This is a genomic window from Pseudomonas sp. PDNC002, from assembly GCF_016919445.1.
In the GTDB taxonomy this organism is placed as follows: domain Bacteria; phylum Pseudomonadota; class Gammaproteobacteria; order Pseudomonadales; family Pseudomonadaceae; genus Pseudomonas.
The window spans coordinates 3,552,030-3,570,092 of record NZ_CP070356.1; the positions used below are offsets into that span (position 1 = coordinate 3,552,030).

Consider the following 18,063-nt stretch of genomic DNA (forward strand, 5'->3'; position numbering starts at 1 on the left):
ACCTTGTTGTGCCCGCTGTTCGAGACACGGCGGAGGCGGGCTGCAGTCCAATCAGAAGACGTCAATCACAACAATCGGAGGTCCCACCATGACCCGCTTCGTCGACGTCCCCACGATGTCTCAACTGGTCCAGCAGATCGGTGTCGCCCGCTTCATCGGCGAACTCGCCGACACCATCGCCCAGGACTTCGTGCGCTGGGAGTCCTTCGACAAATCCGCCCGCGTCGCCAACCACTCCGAGATCGGCGTCATCGAACTGATGCCGGTGTCCGACACCGCCCGCTATGCCTTCAAGTACGTCAACGGCCACCCGCAGAACACCCAGCGCGGGCTGTTCACCGTCATGGCCTTCGGCGTGCTGGCCGATGTCGAGACGGGCTATCCGGTGCTGCTCTCCGAACTCACAGTGGCCACCGCGCTGCGCACCTGCGCTACGTCGCTGATGGCTGCCCGTGCGCTGGCGCGTCCGAACTCGCGACGCATGGCGCTGATCGGCAACGGCGCGCAGAGCGAATTCCAGGCGCTGGCTTTCCATCACCACCTGGGCATCGAGGAAATCGCCGTCTATGACATCGATCCGCAGGCCACTGAAAAACTGATCCGCAACCTCTCGGAATTCCCCAGCCTGAAGATCATCCGCGCCGGCTCCACTGCCGAGGCGGTACGCGGTGCCGACATCGTCACCACGGTGACGGCGGACAAAGCCTACGCAACCATCCTTACCCCGGAGATGATCGAGCCGGGCATGCACATCAACGGCGTGGGCGGCGACTGCCCGGGCAAGACCGAGCTGCACGCCGACGTCCTGCGCGCTGGCAAGGTGTTCGTCGAGTACGAGCCGCAATCGCGCGTCGAGGGCGAGATCCAGCAGATGCCGGCGGACTTCCCGGTAACCGATCTGTGGCGGGTGCTGGCCGGCCAGGTCGGCGGGCGTGACAATGCCGAGCAGGTGACCATCTTCGACTCGGTGGGCTTCGCTCTCGAAGACTACTCGGCACTGCGCTACGTGAACGAACAGGCCAGCCGCCTGGACCTCGGCGAGCGCATCGACCTGGTGCCGTGGAGCGAGGACGAGGACAACGATCCCAAGGACCTGTTCCGCTACACCCGCTCCGGCAAGGCGCGCAAAGGGCTGCGCCGCATCGCCTGACGCTCAGCGCGCCTCTTCGGGAATCGCCAGCGGCGGCCGGCTGAGGTCGCTGGCGCTCTGCGTGGTGGCGGCGACACGGGCCTTGAGCCATTGGCTGAAGGCCTTGACCACCGGGCGCTCGGCCTTCACCGGGTCGGTCACCAGGAAATAGCCCCGGCTGGACTGGATGGTGATGTCGAACGGGCGCACCAGCAGGCCACGCGCCAGGGCGTCGCCACTGAGCAGGTTGTCGCCGATGGCCACGCCCTGGTCGGCAATGCAGGCGGCGATGGTGCAGGGCGCGTCGGCGAACAGCACGCCGGAGCGGTGGTCGATGGCGCTCGCGCCCACGGCGCCCAGCCACAGGCGCCAATCAGCGAAATCGTTCATGTGCAGCAGCGTGTAGTGGGCCAGGTCCGCCGGCTGCGTGAGGCCGCCGCGCGAGTGGATCAGGCGCGGGCTGCACACCGGGAAGAAGTGCAGGGCGACCAGTTGCTCCACCGTCTGGTTCGGCCAGTCGCCGCTGCCATAGGCGATGAACAGGTCGGCATCGCTGGCGCTGGTGTCCTGCGGCACGCGCGGCGTCACGACGTGCAATTGCACCTGCGGGTACTGCGCGAGGAAATCCCCCAGGTGCTGGCACAGCCAGTAGGTGGCGAAACCGGGGTTGCAACTCACGCACAGCGGCCCGCTGACCTGCTGCTCGTCGAAGCTGCTGCCGGCCAGTTGCACCTCCGCGAGGATGCGCTGCACGTCGCGCGCATACCTCTCGCCCCGATAGGTCAGGCGGATGCCGCGCCCGGTGCGTTCGGTCAGGGCGAAGCCCAGGCGTTCCTCCAGCGTGGCGATGCGGTGGCTGACCGCGCTGCGGGTGAGGTTCAGCTCCTCGGCGGCGGCGGACACGCTGCCCAGCCGGGCCACGGCATCCAGCGCCCGAAGGGCGGTCATCGAAGGAAAGTGCATGGGCGGTCCAACTCTCGATTGGTGAAACTCTATTGGTGAAACTATCCCGACATGGGGTGGCGAAATCCTGAGCTTGTTGCAAATTTCGCTTCACCAATACTAGGCCACACGACAACAACAACAGGCAACGATGAGGAAGCCGCCATGTCGAAATTCAAGGCCTACGTCCAGCAGTGGATCGACGAGCACCGCCAGCAATTGTCCGACTGGCACCAGGTGATCTGGCATTTCGCCGAGCCGGCCTTCCGCGAGTACAAGTCCTGTGCCTGGTACGTGGAATTGCTGCGCCGCGAAGGCTTCACGGTGGAAGAGGGCAGTGGCGGCATGCCCACCGCCTTCGTCGCCACCTTCAGCAACGGCGAAGGGCCGATCCTCGCCACCTATGCCGAATACGACGCGGTGCCCGGCAACTGCCAGGCAGCGGCGACCAAGCCGATGCCGCGCGAGGGCCTGTCGAAGTACGCGCCGGGCCATACCGACCCGCACTCCGCGCTGGGCATCAGCGCCCTGGGCGGCGTGCTCGCGGCCAAGGCGGCGATGCTGGAATTCGGCATCCAGGGCACCATCAGGTTCTTCGGCGAGCCGGCGGAAAAGCTGCGCGCTTCCAAGCCGGTGCACGCCGCCAAGGGCTACTACGACGACCTCGACGCCGCCGTCAGCTTCCACCCCACCTACATGCTGCCGCTGAACAACACCACCACCTGGGACACGCACTGCGGCATCGCCTACTCGTACATCTACACCTTCACCTGCGAAGACCCGCAGAACTGGATCGCCGCCGACCGCTACAGCCCGATCCCGCAGAACCACCTCGCGGCCCGCGCGCCGGGCGCCAACGATGCGCTGGTGCACTTCTACACGCTGAACGAAAGCCTGCGCCGCTCGACACTGCCGTTCACCGGGCTATGGAGCTTCAACGAGGCCATCCTCACCGCCGGCCAGGCCACCGCCGACAACCTGCCGCCGCACATCTCGCAGATCCAGTACCTGCTGCGCTGCGACTCCATCGAACAGGCCGAGACCATCTCCACGGTGATGGACAACAACGCCGCCGCCGCGGCCATGGCCACCGGCTGCCAGTGGAAGAAGACCTGGGTCTGCAAATCCCGTGGCGGGCTGGCCAACCACGCGCTGGCGCAGGCCTGCTACGACAACCTCGCCGCCATCGGCGCGCCGACCTGGGGCGAAAAGGCCATCGCCGTGGCGCGGGAAATCCACGCGAACCTCGGCCTCGATCCCATGGACGAACCCTTCCTGCCCGCTACCCAGGCGCTGATCGAGCCGCAGGAATGCGAGCGGCAGATGCGCCTGCAGATGCCGGCGTGGCAGAAGTACCTGACTTCCGACGATTACCCCGAGTACACCTGGCACTGCCCGACTGTGCGCCTCTACGTGGCCCGACCGATGCTCAGCGCGCCGGCGGGCTTCACCTATCCGGACTGGGTATCCAACGCCCTGGGCGGCATCCGCGAGACCATCGACCCGATGATCGACGTGGCGTCGAAAACTATCGGCAGCACGCTGATCGAGCTGTTCACCGATGCCGATCTGCTGGCCGAGGCGACCCGCGAGTTCAACCAGCGTACCGGCGGCGGCATCGGTGGCGAGCAGTGGCAAGCGCCGTTGCTGCCGAGCGACTTCAAGGTCCCGCACCGCTTCCGCTGGCCGGAGTACATCCGCACGGTGCGCGGAGAGGAGTGGTGGATTCCGGCGCGGGACGACGAGTGATCTATTGCTCCCTGTGCTTCGGTCGCGGCCGTGGAGCAACTGCCTTGTCCCGGCCAAGTCCGTGCCAGGGGCCTTTCCCTCACCCCAGCCCTCTCCCAGTGGGAGAGGGGGAAGACCGTGCCAGTTGACGCCACGTTTCACCCTGCACCGAACGGTTCCCTCTCCCTCTGGGAGAGGGTTAGGGTGAGGGCTGGACCGAGCGCGAAACAAAGGGACAGGAGCGGATCACGTTCGCGAACTGTGCCTACAAGGCGCGCCTGAACCAGCGCACCAGCGCTGCGCTGACCTCCACGGTGCGCGAGCGTGAAGGGCAGCCCGGCGTTGAAAGCAGCTGCGGTAGCAGAAATCCGACTTCCGCCTCGTTCGGCCCGCAGAAACCCGGTTCGCTCGATTCGACGAACTCCTCGTCCCACTGCGGGAAACGTTCGCTCCCGCTCTCGAATGCATGCAGTGCGTTCATGATCGATTCGCCTCCCTAGAGGTCCAGCACCAGCGGTTGCACGCCGCCGTCGTCCTGCGCCGGGATGGCGCAGCAGATCAGTGCGCTGCCGGCTTCGGGCATCTCCGCCGGCGGGTTGGGGTAGTGCACCTGGCCGCTGACTATCTTCGTCCGGCAGGTGCCGCAGGAGCCGCCGCGGCAGCTGAAGTCGGGCGAGAGTCCGCGGGCTTCTGCCAGCTCCAGCAGAGTGCCGCTGTCGGGTTTCCAACGGGCTTCCTTGGCCGAGCCGGCGAAGTACACCGGCACTGGCTCGGTGGCGGCGGGCGGCTGCACCAGCGCGGGTGCCTGACCGTCGCCCCGGCGCTTGAGGGTCGAGGGGCCGAAGGTCTCGGCGTGGATGCGCGCGTCGGCGACGTTCAACCCACGCAGGCCGTCGTAGATCGCCTGGGTGAACTCCCCGGGGCCGCAGACATAGAAGTCGTAATCGTCCAGCGGCAGCCGGGCCTTGATCGCCTCGATATTCAGGCGGCCGGCCTGCTCGAAGTCGCGGCCGAGCACGGCCTCCGGTTCTGGGCGACTGAGCGCGCGATGGACTTGCAGTTGCGGCGCGCGCTGGCGCAGTTCGGCGATTTCCCGCTGGAACGGCAACTGGCCCAGCGTCCGCGCGGACTGGAACAGATGCACGCGCCGCGCCGGGCCCGCCGCCAGTTCGCGCAGCATCGAGAGCAGCGGGGTGATGCCCACCCCCGCGCCGATCAGCACGACCGGGCGTGCGTTGTCGCCCTTCAGGGTGAAGCTGCCCATGGGCGCGCGGACCTGCAGGCGATCACCCAACCGAACCTGCTCATGCAGGTGACGCGAGGCCGGCCCCTGGACCTTCACGCTGATGCGCAACTCGCCGTCCGACGGCGCGCTGGACAGGCTATAGGTGCGGATCAGTGCCTGTTCGCCGATTGCCAGGCGTACGGGCAGATGCTGGCCTGGCGCGAAACTCATGGCGGTGCCGGCCGGCGGTTGCAGGTAGAACGAGCGGATGTCCTCGCTTTCCTGCTCCACGCGCAGCACCTGCCAGTCCTGCCACTGCTGGCGCTGCTCGCGTTCCTGCAGCTTGGCGTCGGCCTCGGCCCAGGTGCCGGTCATCAGGCTGGTGAGCGAGTACTCGCGGAAGCTCCAGCGCAGCGCCAGGGCGCTGCGGCGCAGCACGGCGTGCTCTACGTCCAGCGTCCACAGGCGTTCGGCGCCTTCGAAGGCGCTCAGCAACGGGCTGTCGAAGAGGATTTCGGTGCGGCCATGGACCTGCAATACGTCACCGCTGACGAAGTCGACGAAGAGCAGCCCGGCCTGTGGGTTGGCCTGCAGGTTGCCCAGGGTGTTGAAGTGCAGGTTGCCGGCGTAGTCGGGGATGGTCAGGCGGTTGCCCTCGACCCGGACGAAGCCGGGGCGGCCGCCGCGGTGGGAGACGTCCACCGAGCGCTCGCCATCCTCATGCTGCACGTAACTGGCAACGAAGAAGGTGTCGGCGTTGCGGATGATGGCGGCCAGCTCCTCGTTCAGCGCGGCGAAGTCCTCGCGCGGGGCACGCTGGCTGTAGCGCTGCTCGTCGCGGCTCCAATCGCGTTTCTGGATGTACTGCGGGCAGTTGCCGAAGGAGTGCTCGACGGCCACCGTCAGCAGGCCGCCGTCGACCTCGCGGAGGACGCCATTCATGCGGTTGCGCCGCCGGGTGTGCAGCTCGATGCCCAGCAGGCCGATGGCGTTGCCGGCTTGCAGGCCGCTGGCGGCGGGGTCCTGGCTGTCGGGCACTGTCTCCAGCAGCAGGGTCTTTGGATCGGGCGAGGTAACGAAGCCTTCCGCGCCTTCCAGCAGGGTCGCCCAGGGCCGACCTTGGTCATCCACGGCACCGGCGATGATGAACGGGAGCTGGTGGTAGAACTCGCGGTGCTGGTCGGGCATGTAGTCGCGGATGACTTTCTGGCCATGGACTTCCATGCGCTCGGCGACGCCGACGCGCTCCTGGATCGCCTTTTCGCCGGCGTGCCAGGGGGAGCTACGGTGTTTGGGCAGCTGAAACATGTCGGGCACCTCGCAGCGAAGGTGCCGCCGGGTTAGCCCGGCGGCATCAGGCCTGCAGGCCGATGGCGGTGCGCTGCATCGGCACGAAGCCGGGCAGGGCTTCCACGCGGGCCAGCCAGGCGCGCAGGTTCGGGTACTCCTGCAGGGACACGTTGCCCTCCGGTGCGTGGGAGATGTAGGAGTAGTTGGACACGTCGGCGATGGTCGCCTCGTTGCCCGCCAGGAACGGCGTTTTGGCCAGTTCCCGTTCCATCACCTGGAACAGCGCGTGGGCACGGGTAATGACTTCCTGGGCGTTGAACGCCGCGCCGAACACGGTGACCAGCCGTGCGGCGGCGGGGCCGAACGCCACCTGCCCGGCGGCCACCGACAACCAGCGCTGCACGCGGGCGGCGCCCTGCGGGTCTTCCGGCAGCCAGCGGCCATTGCCGTACTTCTTCGCCAGGTAGACGAGGATGGCGTTGGAGTCGGCGACGATGACGCCTTCGTCATCGATCACCGGCACCTGGCCGAAGCTGTTCAGGGCGAGGAAGTCCGGGTGTTTGTGCGCGCCTTTGGCCAGGTCGACATCGATCAGCTCGACGGGCAGTTGCAGCAGCGAGAGCATCAGCTCGATGCGATGGGCGTGGCCGGACAGCGGGTGGCGGAAGAGCTTGATGGTATGGGACATGACGGTGACTCCTTGGCTTGTGTGGGTAGGCAGCGCGAGTCGGTCGGTGGCGGGTTGCTCGAGCTGATGGGTGAATGCTGCGCTCGATGGCCGGCTCGCAGAATCGCCAGGGCGGGCAATCCAGCGTTTCAGAATGCGGAAGAATGGAATGCTGGCGGGCAGGGCCTACAGTCACGCAGGGGATTTGCGGTTCGTGAGCAAGCTCGCTCCTACAAAGGCAGTCTGGTTAATCCGTAGGAGCGGACCTTGTCCGCGAAGTCCCGCGCGGCGGAAATCAGATTAGCCGGTGGTTGTCGAAGGTTCGCGCGAGCGACGCAGGAGGCAGCCGACCTGCCGGTCGGATCGCGGATAAGATCCGCTCCTACAAAGGCAGTCCGTAGGAGCGGACCTTGTCCGCGAAGCCCCACGCGGCGGAAATCAGACTAGCCGGTGATTGTCGAAGGTTCGCGCGAGCTACGCAGGAGACAGCCGATCTGGCGGTCGGATCGCGGATAGGATCCGCTCCTACAAGAGCGGCAGTCTGGTTAGTCCGTAGGAGCGGACCTTGTCCGCGAAGTCCCGCGTGGCGGAAATCAGGCTAGCCGGTGATGGTCGAAGGTTCGTGCGAGCTGCGCGGGAGACAGCCGACCTGCGGTCGGGTCGCGGATAAGATCCGCTCCTACAAAGGCAGTCCGTAGGAGCGGACCTTGTCCGCGAAGTCCTGCGCGGCGGAAACCAGGTTAGCCGGTGATTGTCGAAGGTTCGCGCGAGCTATGCGGGAGACAGCCGACCTGGCGGTCGGGTCGCGGATAAGATCCGCTCCTACAAAGGCAGTCCGTAGGAGCGGCGGTCTCAGCCGCGCAGCGCTGGATGCGCCCGCAAGCGCGGCACCGTGAAGTCGAGGAAGGTCCGCACCCGTGCCGCCGCGCGGCGGCCTTCGCGGTAGATCAGTTGTACCGGCAGGCTGGGGGCGGCGTAATCCTGCAATACCACTTGCAGACGCCCGTCGCTCAGCTCGGCATGGGCCTCGTGGCTCATGCAACGCGTCAGCCCAAGACCCAGACTGGCGGCGCGGGTCGCCGCCTGGGTGGTGCTGCACGCAAGCAGCGGAGTCAGGCGCACCGAACGCACCGCGCCCTGATGGCGGAAGCGCCATTCGCTGACCGCGCCCTGACTACCGGCGGCGATGATGCGGTGTGTCTTGAGGTCTTCCGGCGCCTGCGGCACGCCGTGGCGCGCGAGGTATTCGGGCGAAGCACAGATCACCGGCCGCACCGTGCCCACCGGCACGGCGAAGCCAGAGGAGTCGGGTAGGGCGCCGATCACCAGGGCGACGTCGATGCCGTCTTCCAGCAGGCGCGGCAGGTCTTCCCGGTGCTGGCTGAACAGGCGTACTTCGGGGAAGGCTGCGAGGTAGTCCAGGGCGATGGGCGCGAAGAGCTGGTCGGCCACCAGCAGTGGCAGGGAGAGGTTCAGCTGGCCGGCCGGGTGGGCGTGCAGGCCGCCGACCGAGCCTTCCGCCTCGTCGATATCCTGAAGTATCCGCCGGCAGCTGGCGGCGAACGCTTCGCCGCTGGCGCTCAGCTGCACGCCGCGCGGGCCGCGCACCAGCAGCGTGCCGTGGAGACGCGCTTCCAGCGCGGCGACCACGCGCATCACCGTCGCCGTGGATACCTCCAGCTGCCGCGCGCCCGCAGCAAGGCTGCCGGAGCGGGCAACGGCGTCGAAGACCTGAATCTCGCGGTAGCGGCTCATGCGCTCAGCCGGCGCGCGTTGCGTGCAACGCCGGATCGTTGCGCAGCCGTTCGGCACAGTGCGTGACGAAGCTGCGCACCTTGGCCGGCAGCCGCGCGCTTTCCTGGTACAGCAGGTGGATGGGCAGCGGCGCAACGGCGAACTCATCGAGGACGATTTCCAGCTCGCCACGGGCTACGGCGTCAGCGGCCTGATACGACAGCACGCGGGTGAAGCCCCAGCCCAGGCGCGCGGCGTGGAGCGCCGCGTTGTTCGAGCTGACCACGAAGCGCGAGGGCGGGCGCAGCGTCAGCGGGCCGTCCGGGGTGACGAATTGCCAGTCGGTCAGCAAGGTGCTGGAGGCCGCCAGCACCACCGGCGCGTCGAGCAGGTCGGCGGGGCTGGCGGGCCGTCCGTGGGTGTCGAGGAACGACGGCGCGGCGCAGATCACCGGGCGGATCTCGCCGACTTTCAGGGCGGTCAGGCTACCTTCGGGCAACTGGCCGATGCGCACGGCGACGTCGATGCCTTCATCGTGGAAGTTCACCACGCGGTCCACCAGCAAGGCGTTGACCGACACTTGCGGATGCGCCGCGAGGTAGCTGGCGATCAGCGGGACCATGTACAGCTCGCCGAACAGCACCGGCGCGGTCACCGTGAGATTGCCGCGCGGTCGCAGGGCGCTGCCGGAGGCCAGTTCCTCGGCCTCTTCCAGTTCCTGCAGGATGCGCCGGCAATCCTCCACATAGCGCTGGCCGGCTTCGGTCAGCCGTACGCTGCGCGTGCTGCGGGCTAGCAGCAGGGTCCCCAGACGTTGTTCCAGCGCGGCGATGGCGCGGGTCACGCTGGGCGGTGAAAGGCCCAACTGCTTTGCGCCGCCGGCGAAGCTCTCTGCCTCGGCCACCGCCAGTAGCACCTTCATTTCCTGAAACCTGTCCATGCGTCACCGTTGCAGGCCGGCGCGGAGTGCGCCGGCGAGGTGGGCCGAATGCGACCCGGGCTGGTGAAACTGTAGAGGGAAGCCGCGCGGGAATGAAGGGCAAGCGACCTCGTCGTACCCGCCAGCGTCGCCTGGCTTGACCGCGAGCCGGCGCCTCCTGCACAAGCCTGTGAGGCCGCCCGCTTCCCGACGTGTCGGCGCACACTGCCAAGAGCCCCCATCCATGGACAGCAAATCCACCACCGCCAACCTGGCTGACGCCGGCCAGGCGCGGCTCGGCATCGCCCTGTGCCTGCTCTCGATGTTCATCTTCGCCTGCCAGGACGGCATCACCAAAGTGCTGGTGCGGCACCTGCCAGTGGCCGAACTGGTGATGGTGCGTTACTGGGTGTTCGTGCTTTTCGCACTCGTCGTCTGCCGTTCGCAAGGGGGCGTGCGGCAGGCGAGTCGAAGCGCCAATCCCTGGTTGCAGGTGATCCGCTCGCTGCTGGGCGTGGCGGAGATCGCCATCTTCGGTCTGGCGCTGCGCTACCTCGGACTGGCGGAAACCCACGCGCTGTACGCTGTGTTTCCGCTGATGGCGCTGGGGTTGGCGCGTGTATTCCTCGGCGAGCGGCTGGTGGGCCGGCAATGGCTGGCGGCGGCGGTGGGGTTTGGCGGCACGCTGCTGATCCTACGGCCGGGCATGGGTGTGTTCCAGCCCGCGGCGCTGATCCCGCTGGCGGCGGCGCTGACCTTTGCCTTCTTCAACATCCTTTCGCGGCGCATCAGCCAGACGGATAGCTTCGCCACCACGACGCTGTACATGGCGGTCGTCGGCGCCGTCGTGGTCACGGCGGTGGGCGTGCCCGCCTGGGTGACGCCGACGCCCCGCGAGGCGGTGCTGATGGCGATTCTCTCGGTCACCGGCGTGCTCGCCCAACTGCTGCTGATCCAGGCGCTCAAGTACGCCCAGGCCTCGACCTTGCAGCCGTTCAACTACTCGCTGCTGGCGTTCGCCATGCTGATCGGCCTGTTCGTCTTCGGGGAAGCACCGACCGCCTGGACCCTGACCGGCGCGCTGCTGATCCTGCTGGCGGGGTTGTACTCCATCAAACCTTCGCGTTCGTAAGGGGCAGGATGCAGGCGTCACTGTTGCTGGGCAAACAGTGGCGGCGAAGAGGCGCGGGCGGTTTCAAGCTTATGCGTAAACGATATTAAAAATATCTTGATGTGGCTTTTGTAATTATAAAAGAATCGCCGTCCATTCCCACGGCGAAGCTCTGAAACGGCGCTTCCGCTTTCCGCGTCGTATCGAGATGTCCATGTCCGTCGAGCCCAGCTCCGCAGCGTTCCTTCGCCTCCAGGGCGTGGCCAAGAGCTTTGCCGGAAATCGGGTGCTGGACGATGTGGCCCTGAGTGTTCGCCCCGGCGAGGTGGTCGCGTTGCTCGGCGCCAACGGCGCGGGCAAGTCGACGTTGGTGAAGATACTTGCCGGTTCCCATGGTCATGACGCCGGGCAGTTGTTGATCGATGGCCACCCGGTGCGCTTCGCCTCGCCGCAGGATGCCCGGCGCCATGGCATCGTTGCGGTGCACCAGCAGGTGGAGCAGGGCGTGGTGCCCGGCCTGAGCGTCGCGGAAAACCTGTTGCTGGACGAGCTGTGCGGCGCCGCTGATTCGCTGCTGTTCAGGCCGCGTGCCGCTCGCCAGCGTGCCGCGGAGATCGCCGCCGGGCTGGCGCTGGACCTCCCTCTGCACGCGCCCATCGAGACACTGGGCACCGCCGAACGGCAGTTGGTGATCCTGTCCCGCGCTCTGGCGCTCAAGCCGCGTCTGCTGATACTCGACGAACCCACGGCCTCGCTGTCCACGCAGGAGGCCGCACGTCTGTTCGCCCTGATCGATGAGCTGCGCGAACGCGGCGTCGCGATCCTCTACATCTCCCATCGTCTGTCCGATCTGCAGCGTGTCGCGGACCGTGCGCTGGTGCTGCGTGATGGGCGCCTGGTCGGCGAATTCGATGCGCCGCTGGACCTCGCCGCCGCCGTCGAATCCATGCTCGGCGCCGCGCTGGGCGAAGTGCAATTGCAGCCGCTGGAACGTGGCGAAACCGTGCTGTCCCTGCGCGACTGGCAGCTTGATGCGCACAGCGCGGTATTCGACCTGGACCTGCACGAAGGTGAAGTGGTCGCCCTGACCGGCCTGCTCGGCGCAGGCAAGAGCGAGATCGCCGAAGTGCTGTTCGGCCTGCGTCGGCAGCACGCTGGATCGATCCGCCTCGATGGCCGTGACTGGCAGCCGCGTTCGCCACGCGAGGCCATCGCCGCCGGCGTGTTCTTCGCCGCCGAGGACCGTGCGCGCAACTCGCGGGTGCCGGGCTTCTCGGTGCGCGCCAGCATGACGTTGCCGTTTCTGCGCAGCTTCACGCGCTTGGGTTTCATCGACCGTAACGCCGAGCGCGCCAAGGTGGCCGAGCAGATCGAAGCGCTCGGTATCAAGGGGCCCGGCCTCGAACACCCGCTGGAACTGCTCTCCGGCGGCAACCAGCAGAAAGTCATTCTCGCGCGATGGCTGCTGGGGCAGGGCCGCGTGCTGATCCTCGACGAACCCTTCCAGGGTGTCGACGTGCGCGCCCGCCGCGATATCGGCCAGCGCATCCGTGCCAGCGCCGCCGGCCGCGCCACGCTGGTGATCTGCAGCGACCCGGACGAAGCCCTGGAAATCGCCGACCGCATCCTTGTCGTGCGCGACGGCGCGGTGGTCGCCGAACTGCCCCGGCACGATCTGCAACGCAGCGAGATCGTCGCCCATCTCACCCCGTCCAATCTCTCACGCCAAGGAGCTGTGCGTGTCTAGAACTGCCGTGGGCAGCCCGGCGACGTCCTCCGTCGCACGCCTGCTCGATTTCCTCATCCACTACGCGCTGCTCCTGCTGCTGGCCTTGCTGGTGCTGGTGTTCGCCCTGCTGGAACCGGCCTTCCTGCGGGTCGGCAATTTGTTCCTGGTGTTGCAGTCGGTGTCCATCGTCGCGCTGCTCGCCCTGGGCGTGACCCTGAGCATGGCTGTGGGCGGGCTGGACCTGTCCATTGGCGCGGTCGCCGCGCTGAGCCTGATGACCGCCAGCTACGTGATGGTGGTGCTGAACTGGGGCCCGCTCGCGGCGATCCTCATCAGCCTCGGCCTTGGCACCCTGGTCGGGTTGCTCAATGGCTGGCTGATCGTGCGCATGCGCGTGCCGGACATCCTCGCCACCCTCGGCAGCATGTTCCTCGTGGTGGGCGTGCAACTGATCCCCACTGGCGGTCGCTCCATCGCCGTCGGCATGACCTTGCCCAACGGCGACGAAGCGCCGGGTGCTTTCGCCAGCTGGTTCCTTGCCCTTGGTCGCGCCCAGCTGTGGGACCGCGTGCCGGTGCCCGTGGTGATCATGCTCGGCTGCGCGTTGCTGATCTGGCTGTTTCTGGAGCGTACGCGGCCGGGCCGGCTGTTCTACGCGATTGGCGGCAATGAACAGGCGGCGCGCCTCGCCGGTGCGGCGGTGGAGCGCTACAAGCTGCTCGCCTACGTGCTCTCGGCGCTGCTCGCGTCGCTGGGTGGATTGCTGCTGGCAGCGCGCCTCGGGCGCGGCGATGTCAGCTCCGGCAATGGCCTGGTGCTAGATGCCCTGGGCGCCGCGCTGATCGGCTTCGCCGTACTCGGCGCGCAGAAGCCCAATGCCTTCGGAACGCTCGTGGGCGCGGTGTTGGTGGCGACCCTGCTCAACGGCCTGACCATGCTCAACGCGCCTTACTACGCCCAGGATTTCGTCAAGGGTGCAGTCCTCGTTTCGGCCTTGATGTTCACCTTCGGTCTGGCTCGACGCGGGCGCTGATCGCCTACCTATTTCAGAGATTCAACTTTCGGAGACTCAACGGATGAAATTCACCCCCGGCAAATCCCTGCGTGCGCTGTTCGCCGCCGGCCTGTTGTTGTCCAGCGCCGCTTCTGCGGTGGCCGCCGGGTTGCCCGGCGCGCCGGCACCCTTCGACAAGGGCGGCGTACAGATCGCCCTGGTCGGCTACCTGTTCTCCGGGGACTTTCCCGAGGCTTACCTGCGTGGCGTGGAGAAGCAGGCCAATGCGCTGGACGTGAAGCTGCGCGTGTTCGACGCCCGCCAGCAGGCGGCCACCCAGCGCGAGATGCTGGAGCAGGCCATCGACCTGGGCGTGGACGGCATCATCGTCCAGTTGGGTCTCGCCGAAACCCTCAAGGATTCCATCGACAAGGCGCTGGCCAAGGGCATCAAGGTGGTGACCTTCGACGTCGACGTGAACGACCCGCGCATCACCCGCGTTGAGCAGGACCACCGCGAGCTGGCGCGCCTGGCGCTCAAGCAGGTGCTGCAGGACAACGGCAAGTCCTTCGAGGCCGGCTACGTGTACATCGACGGCTTCACCCCCATGGAGCGCCGCGACGAGATCTGGCGCCAGGTGAAGGCCGAGAACCCCGGCATCGTCGAGAAAGCGCGCTTCGGCACGCTCAACGCGCCGATTGCCAACTCGGTGGCCGACCAGGCCAGCGCGGTGCTGCGTGCCAACCCGGATATCACCGTGTTCTTCGCGCCCTTCGACGAGTTCGCCAAGGGCGTGAAGATCGCCGTGGACGAAGCCGGCCTGGGCAAAAAGGTGAAGATCTACAGCGCCGACATTTCCACCGCCGACATCCAGATCATGAAGGAAGAGGGCAGCGCCTGGAGTGCCACCGCCGCGGTCAACCCGGAAGTGGCCGGGGCCATCAGCGTGCGCAGCCTGGCGCTGCGCATCGCCGGGGAGAATCCGGGCGAACAGGTATTGGTGCCGCCGACCCTGATCACCCGCCAGCAACTGCTCGACCTGGACGTGAAGAACGTTCGCGACCTGGCGCGCAAGGTGCCTGCCTTCGGTGAGGCGCAGAAGGTCGCGCAGGCGCCGTGGATTCCGCTGGCCAACTGAGGAAGCGGGGATGCACGACAAAGCCACGCGCCTGAAGAGGGCGCGCTCGCCGGCAGGTGATCCGCGCCATGGTGAGCGGCTTCCACCGGGTCAGGTGCTGACCGAGCGCTTCCCGATTCTCCATGAGGGCGAGGTGCCGAACTACGAGCGCGAGACCTGGCGCCTGCGTCTGTCCGGCGCGCTGTCGCAACCGTTGGAGCTGAGCCTGGACGACTTGCGGGAGCTGCCGCAGCGCGAGCTGGTCTGCGATATCCATTGCGTCACGCGTTGGTCGAGGTTCGATACCGCCTGGCGCGGGGTGCATCTGTCCGACCTGCTCGAACACTACGGCGTGCAACCGGCCGGGCAGTTCGTCCTGGCCCACGCCGATCACGATTACCAGACCAACCTGGCGCTGGAAGACCTGCTGCGCCCGGACAGCCTGCTCGCCACGCACTATGCCGGCGAACCGCTGACCCCAGTGCACGGCTGGCCGCTGCGGCTGGTGATCGCCGGGCGCTATTTCTGGAAGAGCGCGAAGTGGCTGCGCGCGCTGGATTTCAGTGAAACCGACCGCCCCGGATTCTGGGAAAACAACGGTTTCCACAATGACGCCGACCCCTTCCGCGAGGAGCGCTTTTCCGGCGCGGCGCTGGATATTCCCGAGGACGAATGGACCCGCAAGGCTTTCGATTGAAACGCGCTGCTGTTGCTGGGCGAACATCTGCCGGTGTTGCCTGAAGAACATTGCAAGTAGTTATAACCAAAGCATTTTTTATTCGTTTAAAAGCATTCTGCCACTAGCTAGGATGACGCCTTCCCCATCGGGTCAGGGATGACCCGCGATACCGAGAGCCGCGCCTTTTCGCTCATCACGAAAAGCGACCGGCCGTGACACCTGGAGCGCTTTCCCGAGCACTGTTTTCCCCTCCTGAGCGGGAACAGTCGCTCGCGGTTTCCGGACTTCCGACACCAACCGCTCAAGTCAAAAGAACCCAAAAAGCGGAGTTCCGGACTCGCCGCCAACGGCGAGTGGCGCTCTTTAAGCGAGACAGGAGTATTTCGCGTGTTATCCCGTTCCCTTATTGCCGTTGCGGTGGCCTCGGTCATCGCCCAGGCCTCCGCGCACGCCGACGAAAGTTCGTCGACCCCCGAGGCCACCACCAAGCTTGAGACCGTGCTGGTCACCGGCGCCCGCGGAAACAACCGTACACTGCTGGATTCCCCCGTGCCGGTGGACGTGCTCACGGCGCAGGACCTGCAATCCACCGGCGCCGTCGGCGGCGAACTGGGCCAGGCCCTGGCGACGCTGCTGCCGTCCTTCAACTTCCCGCGCCAGTCCAACTCCGGTGGCGCCGACCACGTGCGCGCCGCCCAGCTGCGCGGCATGAGCCCCGACCAGGTGCTGGTACTGATCAATGGCAAGCGCCAGCACACCTCGGCGCTGGTCAACGACTCTTCGAAGATCGGTCGCGGCACCGCGCCGGTGGACTTCAACTCGATCCCCATCAGCGCCATCAAGCGCATCGAAGTGCTGCGCGACGGCGCCGGTGCGCAGTACGGCTCCGATGCCATTGCCGGGGTGATCAACATTATCCTCGACGATGCCCCCGAAGGCGGCGAGGTAACCACCAGCTACGGCGCCTACCACACCCACCAGGACGCCATCGACAAGACCACCACCGACGGGCAGAACTCCTATACCGCTGCCAAGGCCGGCACCCGCCTGGGCGAAGACGGCTTCATCCGTGGCGGCGCCGAATTCATCAACCGCGAACCGACCAACCGCGCCGGTTATGACGGTTTCGCCGACACTCCCGGGCAACGCAACTACGTGATGGGCGATGGCCTGGCGCGGGACGTCAACGCCTGGTTCAACGGCGACCTCGCCCTGGGCGGCGGCAAGCTGTACTCCTTCGGCCTGTACAACGAGCGCCATACCACTGGCGCGGAGTTCTACCGCTACCCGGATGAGCACCCGGAGATCTACCCCAACGGCTACCTGCCGCAGTCCCTGGGCGACAACACCGACCTCTCCGCCACCCTCGGCTACAAAGGGTTGATCGCCGACACCTGGGACTACGACGCCAGCGTCACCCACGGCCGCAACCGCTTCGAATCCTCGACCCGGCGCACCCTCAATGCATCGCTCGGCGAGGACACGCCGACCCGCTTCGACACCGGCGACTACGAGCTGCGCCAGAGCGTCGCCAACCTCGACCTGAACCGCGAGCTGAGCCTTGCCGGGCGGCCGTTCGTGCTCGCGCTGGGTGGCGAATACCGGTACGAGAACTACATCACCACCGCTGGTGACGAGGCCTCGTACTACGGTGTTGGCGCGGACGGCGCGGCTGGCCTGCGCCCCAGCGAGGAATCGGACATCGACCGCAACGTCTTCGGCACCTATGTCGACCTGTCGGGCGACCTCACCGACCAGTTCTTCGTCGATGCCGCTGCGCGCTGGGAGCGCTACGACGATGCCGGCAGCAAGCTCACCGGCAAGCTCAGCGGGCGCTATCAGCTGACCCCGGTGCTGGCCCTGCGCGGCGCGGCGTCCACCAACTTCCGCGCGCCATCGCTGGCCCAGGTCGGCTTCCAGAACACCACCAGCAACTTCGGTGACGGCGGCACGCTGACCGATATCCGCGTGCTCTCGGTGAACGATCCGATCGCCCGCGCGCTGGGCGCCGAGAAGCTCGATCCGGAGACCTCGAAGAACTTCAGCCTGGGCCTGACCGCGCAGCTAAATGATCGCTTCGACCTGTCCTTCGACGTGTTCCGCATCGACGTCGACGACCGCATCACCCTGTCCCAGCGCATCGGCAGCGACGCCATGGAGCAGTTCATCCAGGACAACTTCGGTGTAGCCGGCGTGCACGACGTGAACTTCTTCACCAACGCCGCCGATACCCGGACCGATGGCGCGGAGCTGGTATTGAACTACCACCAGCCGTTCGTTGGCGGCCAATTGGGCGTGACTACCGCGTACACCTACAACCACACCAAGGTGCGCAGCACCAAGGCCACTCCGCAGCAGCTCAGCAACCTGGGGATTGGCGACGATGCGCTGGTGGGCGTGGAGGAACGCAACACCCTCACTGACGCCGCGCCCAAGGACCGCTTCATCCTCACCACTACCTGGAGCGATGCGCAGTGGAACCTGCTCGGTCGCCTGACCCGGCAGGGTGAGACCATCCGCGTGTTCGACTTCGGCGACGGCTACCACCCGGAGCAGACCTACGGCGCGGTGTGGCAGCTGGATGCCGAGGTGGCCTACAAGTTCACCCCGCAGTTCAGCCTGGCGGTGGGCGGCAACAACCTCACCGACAACTACCCGGAACGCTCAAGCTCGGAGATCAACTACGGCGGCAACCTGCCGTACGACGTGCTCTCGCCGATCGGCACCAACGGCGCGTACTACTACGCTCGCGCGAGCTATTCGTTCTGATCTGCGCTTTTGAAAATCCAGGGGCCGCAT

The 18,063-nt window shown here is 66.7% G+C and carries 14 protein-coding genes; 8 read left to right on the plus strand and 6 right to left on the minus strand.

Translation table 11 applies throughout. From position 1 onward, the window contains the following. Positions 1 to 88: 88 nt before the first annotated feature. A complete protein-coding gene (locus JVX91_RS16370) occupies positions 89 to 1,150 on the plus strand; it encodes an ornithine cyclodeaminase (protein ID WP_205335248.1) in 1,062 nt (353 codons plus the stop codon). A gap of 3 nt (positions 1,151 to 1,153) precedes the next feature. Here JVX91_RS16370 and JVX91_RS16375 read toward each other — a convergent pair whose 3' ends face one another. Further along, positions 1,154 to 2,092, minus strand: coding sequence for a LysR substrate-binding domain-containing protein (locus JVX91_RS16375; RefSeq protein WP_205335249.1), 939 nt, complete (start codon positions 2,090 to 2,092; stop codon positions 1,154 to 1,156). Between the two features lie 144 nt (positions 2,093 to 2,236). Between JVX91_RS16375 and JVX91_RS16380 the strand changes: the two genes are divergently transcribed. Further along, positions 2,237 to 3,820, plus strand: coding sequence for an amidohydrolase (locus JVX91_RS16380; RefSeq protein WP_205335250.1), 1,584 nt, complete (start codon positions 2,237 to 2,239; stop codon positions 3,818 to 3,820). Between the two features lie 244 nt (positions 3,821 to 4,064). On the opposite strand, the gene JVX91_RS16385 is transcribed toward JVX91_RS16380, so the two are convergent. From JVX91_RS16385 to JVX91_RS16405, 5 genes are all read right to left on the minus strand, one after another. Further along, positions 4,065 to 4,280, minus strand: coding sequence for a hypothetical protein (locus tag JVX91_RS16385; protein WP_205335251.1), 216 nt, complete (start codon positions 4,278 to 4,280; stop codon positions 4,065 to 4,067). A gap of 15 nt (positions 4,281 to 4,295) precedes the next feature. Next, a complete protein-coding gene (locus tag JVX91_RS16390) occupies positions 4,296 to 6,332 on the minus strand; it encodes a pyridoxamine 5'-phosphate oxidase family protein (protein WP_205335252.1) in 2,037 nt (678 codons plus the stop codon). Positions 6,333 to 6,378: 46 nt separating this feature from the next. Then, complete coding sequence (locus tag JVX91_RS16395) at positions 6,379 to 7,002, minus strand: glutathione S-transferase (RefSeq protein ID WP_205335253.1); 624 nt, start codon at positions 7,000 to 7,002, stop codon at positions 6,379 to 6,381. An 831-nt stretch (positions 7,003 to 7,833) separates the two neighbouring features. After that, positions 7,834 to 8,736 (minus strand): LysR family transcriptional regulator, encoded by a 903-nt coding sequence (locus JVX91_RS16400; protein ID WP_205335254.1) that lies wholly within the window; start codon positions 8,734 to 8,736, stop codon positions 7,834 to 7,836. Between the two features lie 4 nt (positions 8,737 to 8,740). Beyond that, positions 8,741 to 9,655 carry a LysR family transcriptional regulator gene (locus tag JVX91_RS16405; RefSeq protein ID WP_205335255.1) on the minus strand — a complete coding sequence of 305 codons (915 nt, stop codon included), beginning with the start codon at positions 9,653 to 9,655 and terminating at the stop codon, positions 8,741 to 8,743. A gap of 223 nt (positions 9,656 to 9,878) precedes the next feature. On the opposite strand from JVX91_RS16405, the gene JVX91_RS16410 reads away from it, so the two are divergent. The 6 genes from JVX91_RS16410 (at position 9,879) to JVX91_RS16435 (ending at position 18,033) form a co-directional block, all read left to right on the plus strand. Continuing rightward, positions 9,879 to 10,766, plus strand: coding sequence for a DMT family transporter (locus JVX91_RS16410; RefSeq protein ID WP_205335256.1), 888 nt, complete (start codon positions 9,879 to 9,881; stop codon positions 10,764 to 10,766). Between the two features lie 187 nt (positions 10,767 to 10,953). Continuing rightward, complete coding sequence (locus JVX91_RS16415; protein WP_205335257.1) at positions 10,954 to 12,492, plus strand: sugar ABC transporter ATP-binding protein; 1,539 nt, start codon at positions 10,954 to 10,956, stop codon at positions 12,490 to 12,492. Continuing rightward, the gene (locus JVX91_RS16420) at positions 12,485 to 13,507 is read left to right on the plus strand and encodes an ABC transporter permease (protein WP_205335258.1); all 1,023 of its coding nucleotides are present in this window, start codon (positions 12,485 to 12,487) and stop codon (positions 13,505 to 13,507) included. The genes JVX91_RS16415 and JVX91_RS16420 overlap by 8 nt, the downstream gene beginning before the upstream one ends. 43 nt (positions 13,508 to 13,550) lie before the next feature. After that, on the plus strand, positions 13,551 to 14,606 hold the full coding sequence (locus JVX91_RS16425) for a substrate-binding domain-containing protein (RefSeq protein ID WP_205335259.1): 1,056 nt from the start codon (positions 13,551 to 13,553) through the stop codon (positions 14,604 to 14,606). A 10-nt stretch (positions 14,607 to 14,616) separates the two neighbouring features. Next, the gene (locus tag JVX91_RS16430) at positions 14,617 to 15,282 is read left to right on the plus strand and encodes a sulfite oxidase-like oxidoreductase (RefSeq protein ID WP_205335260.1); all 666 of its coding nucleotides are present in this window, start codon (positions 14,617 to 14,619) and stop codon (positions 15,280 to 15,282) included. A gap of 369 nt (positions 15,283 to 15,651) precedes the next feature. After that, positions 15,652 to 18,033 carry a TonB-dependent receptor gene (locus JVX91_RS16435; protein ID WP_205335261.1) on the plus strand — a complete coding sequence of 794 codons (2,382 nt, stop codon included), beginning with the start codon at positions 15,652 to 15,654 and terminating at the stop codon, positions 18,031 to 18,033. Positions 18,034 to 18,063: the final 30 nt, after the last annotated feature.

What these genes read in the sequence shown, in the direction of transcription:
- JVX91_RS16410 (WP_205335256.1), top strand. Translation starts at nt 9,879, where the DNA reads ATGGACAGCAAATCCACCACCGCCAACCTGGCTGACGCCGGCCAGGCG.
- JVX91_RS16430 (WP_205335260.1), top strand. Translation starts at nt 14,617, where the DNA reads ATGCACGACAAAGCCACGCGCCTGAAGAGGGCGCGCTCGCCGGCAGGT.
- JVX91_RS16425 (WP_205335259.1), top strand. Translation starts at nt 13,551, where the DNA reads ATGAAATTCACCCCCGGCAAATCCCTGCGTGCGCTGTTCGCCGCCGGC.
- JVX91_RS16405 (WP_205335255.1), bottom strand. Translation starts at nt 9,655, where the DNA reads ATGGACAGGTTTCAGGAAATGAAGGTGCTACTGGCGGTGGCCGAGGCA.
- JVX91_RS16380 (WP_205335250.1), top strand. Translation starts at nt 2,237, where the DNA reads ATGTCGAAATTCAAGGCCTACGTCCAGCAGTGGATCGACGAGCACCGC.
- JVX91_RS16415 (WP_205335257.1), top strand. Translation starts at nt 10,954, where the DNA reads ATGTCCATGTCCGTCGAGCCCAGCTCCGCAGCGTTCCTTCGCCTCCAG.
- JVX91_RS16385 (WP_205335251.1), bottom strand. Translation starts at nt 4,280, where the DNA reads ATGAACGCACTGCATGCATTCGAGAGCGGGAGCGAACGTTTCCCGCAG.
- JVX91_RS16370 (WP_205335248.1), top strand. Translation starts at nt 89, where the DNA reads ATGACCCGCTTCGTCGACGTCCCCACGATGTCTCAACTGGTCCAGCAG.
- JVX91_RS16395 (WP_205335253.1), bottom strand. Translation starts at nt 7,002, where the DNA reads ATGTCCCATACCATCAAGCTCTTCCGCCACCCGCTGTCCGGCCACGCC.
- JVX91_RS16390 (WP_205335252.1), bottom strand. Translation starts at nt 6,332, where the DNA reads ATGTTTCAGCTGCCCAAACACCGTAGCTCCCCCTGGCACGCCGGCGAA.
- JVX91_RS16400 (WP_205335254.1), bottom strand. Translation starts at nt 8,736, where the DNA reads ATGAGCCGCTACCGCGAGATTCAGGTCTTCGACGCCGTTGCCCGCTCC.
- JVX91_RS16375 (WP_205335249.1), bottom strand. Translation starts at nt 2,092, where the DNA reads ATGCACTTTCCTTCGATGACCGCCCTTCGGGCGCTGGATGCCGTGGCC.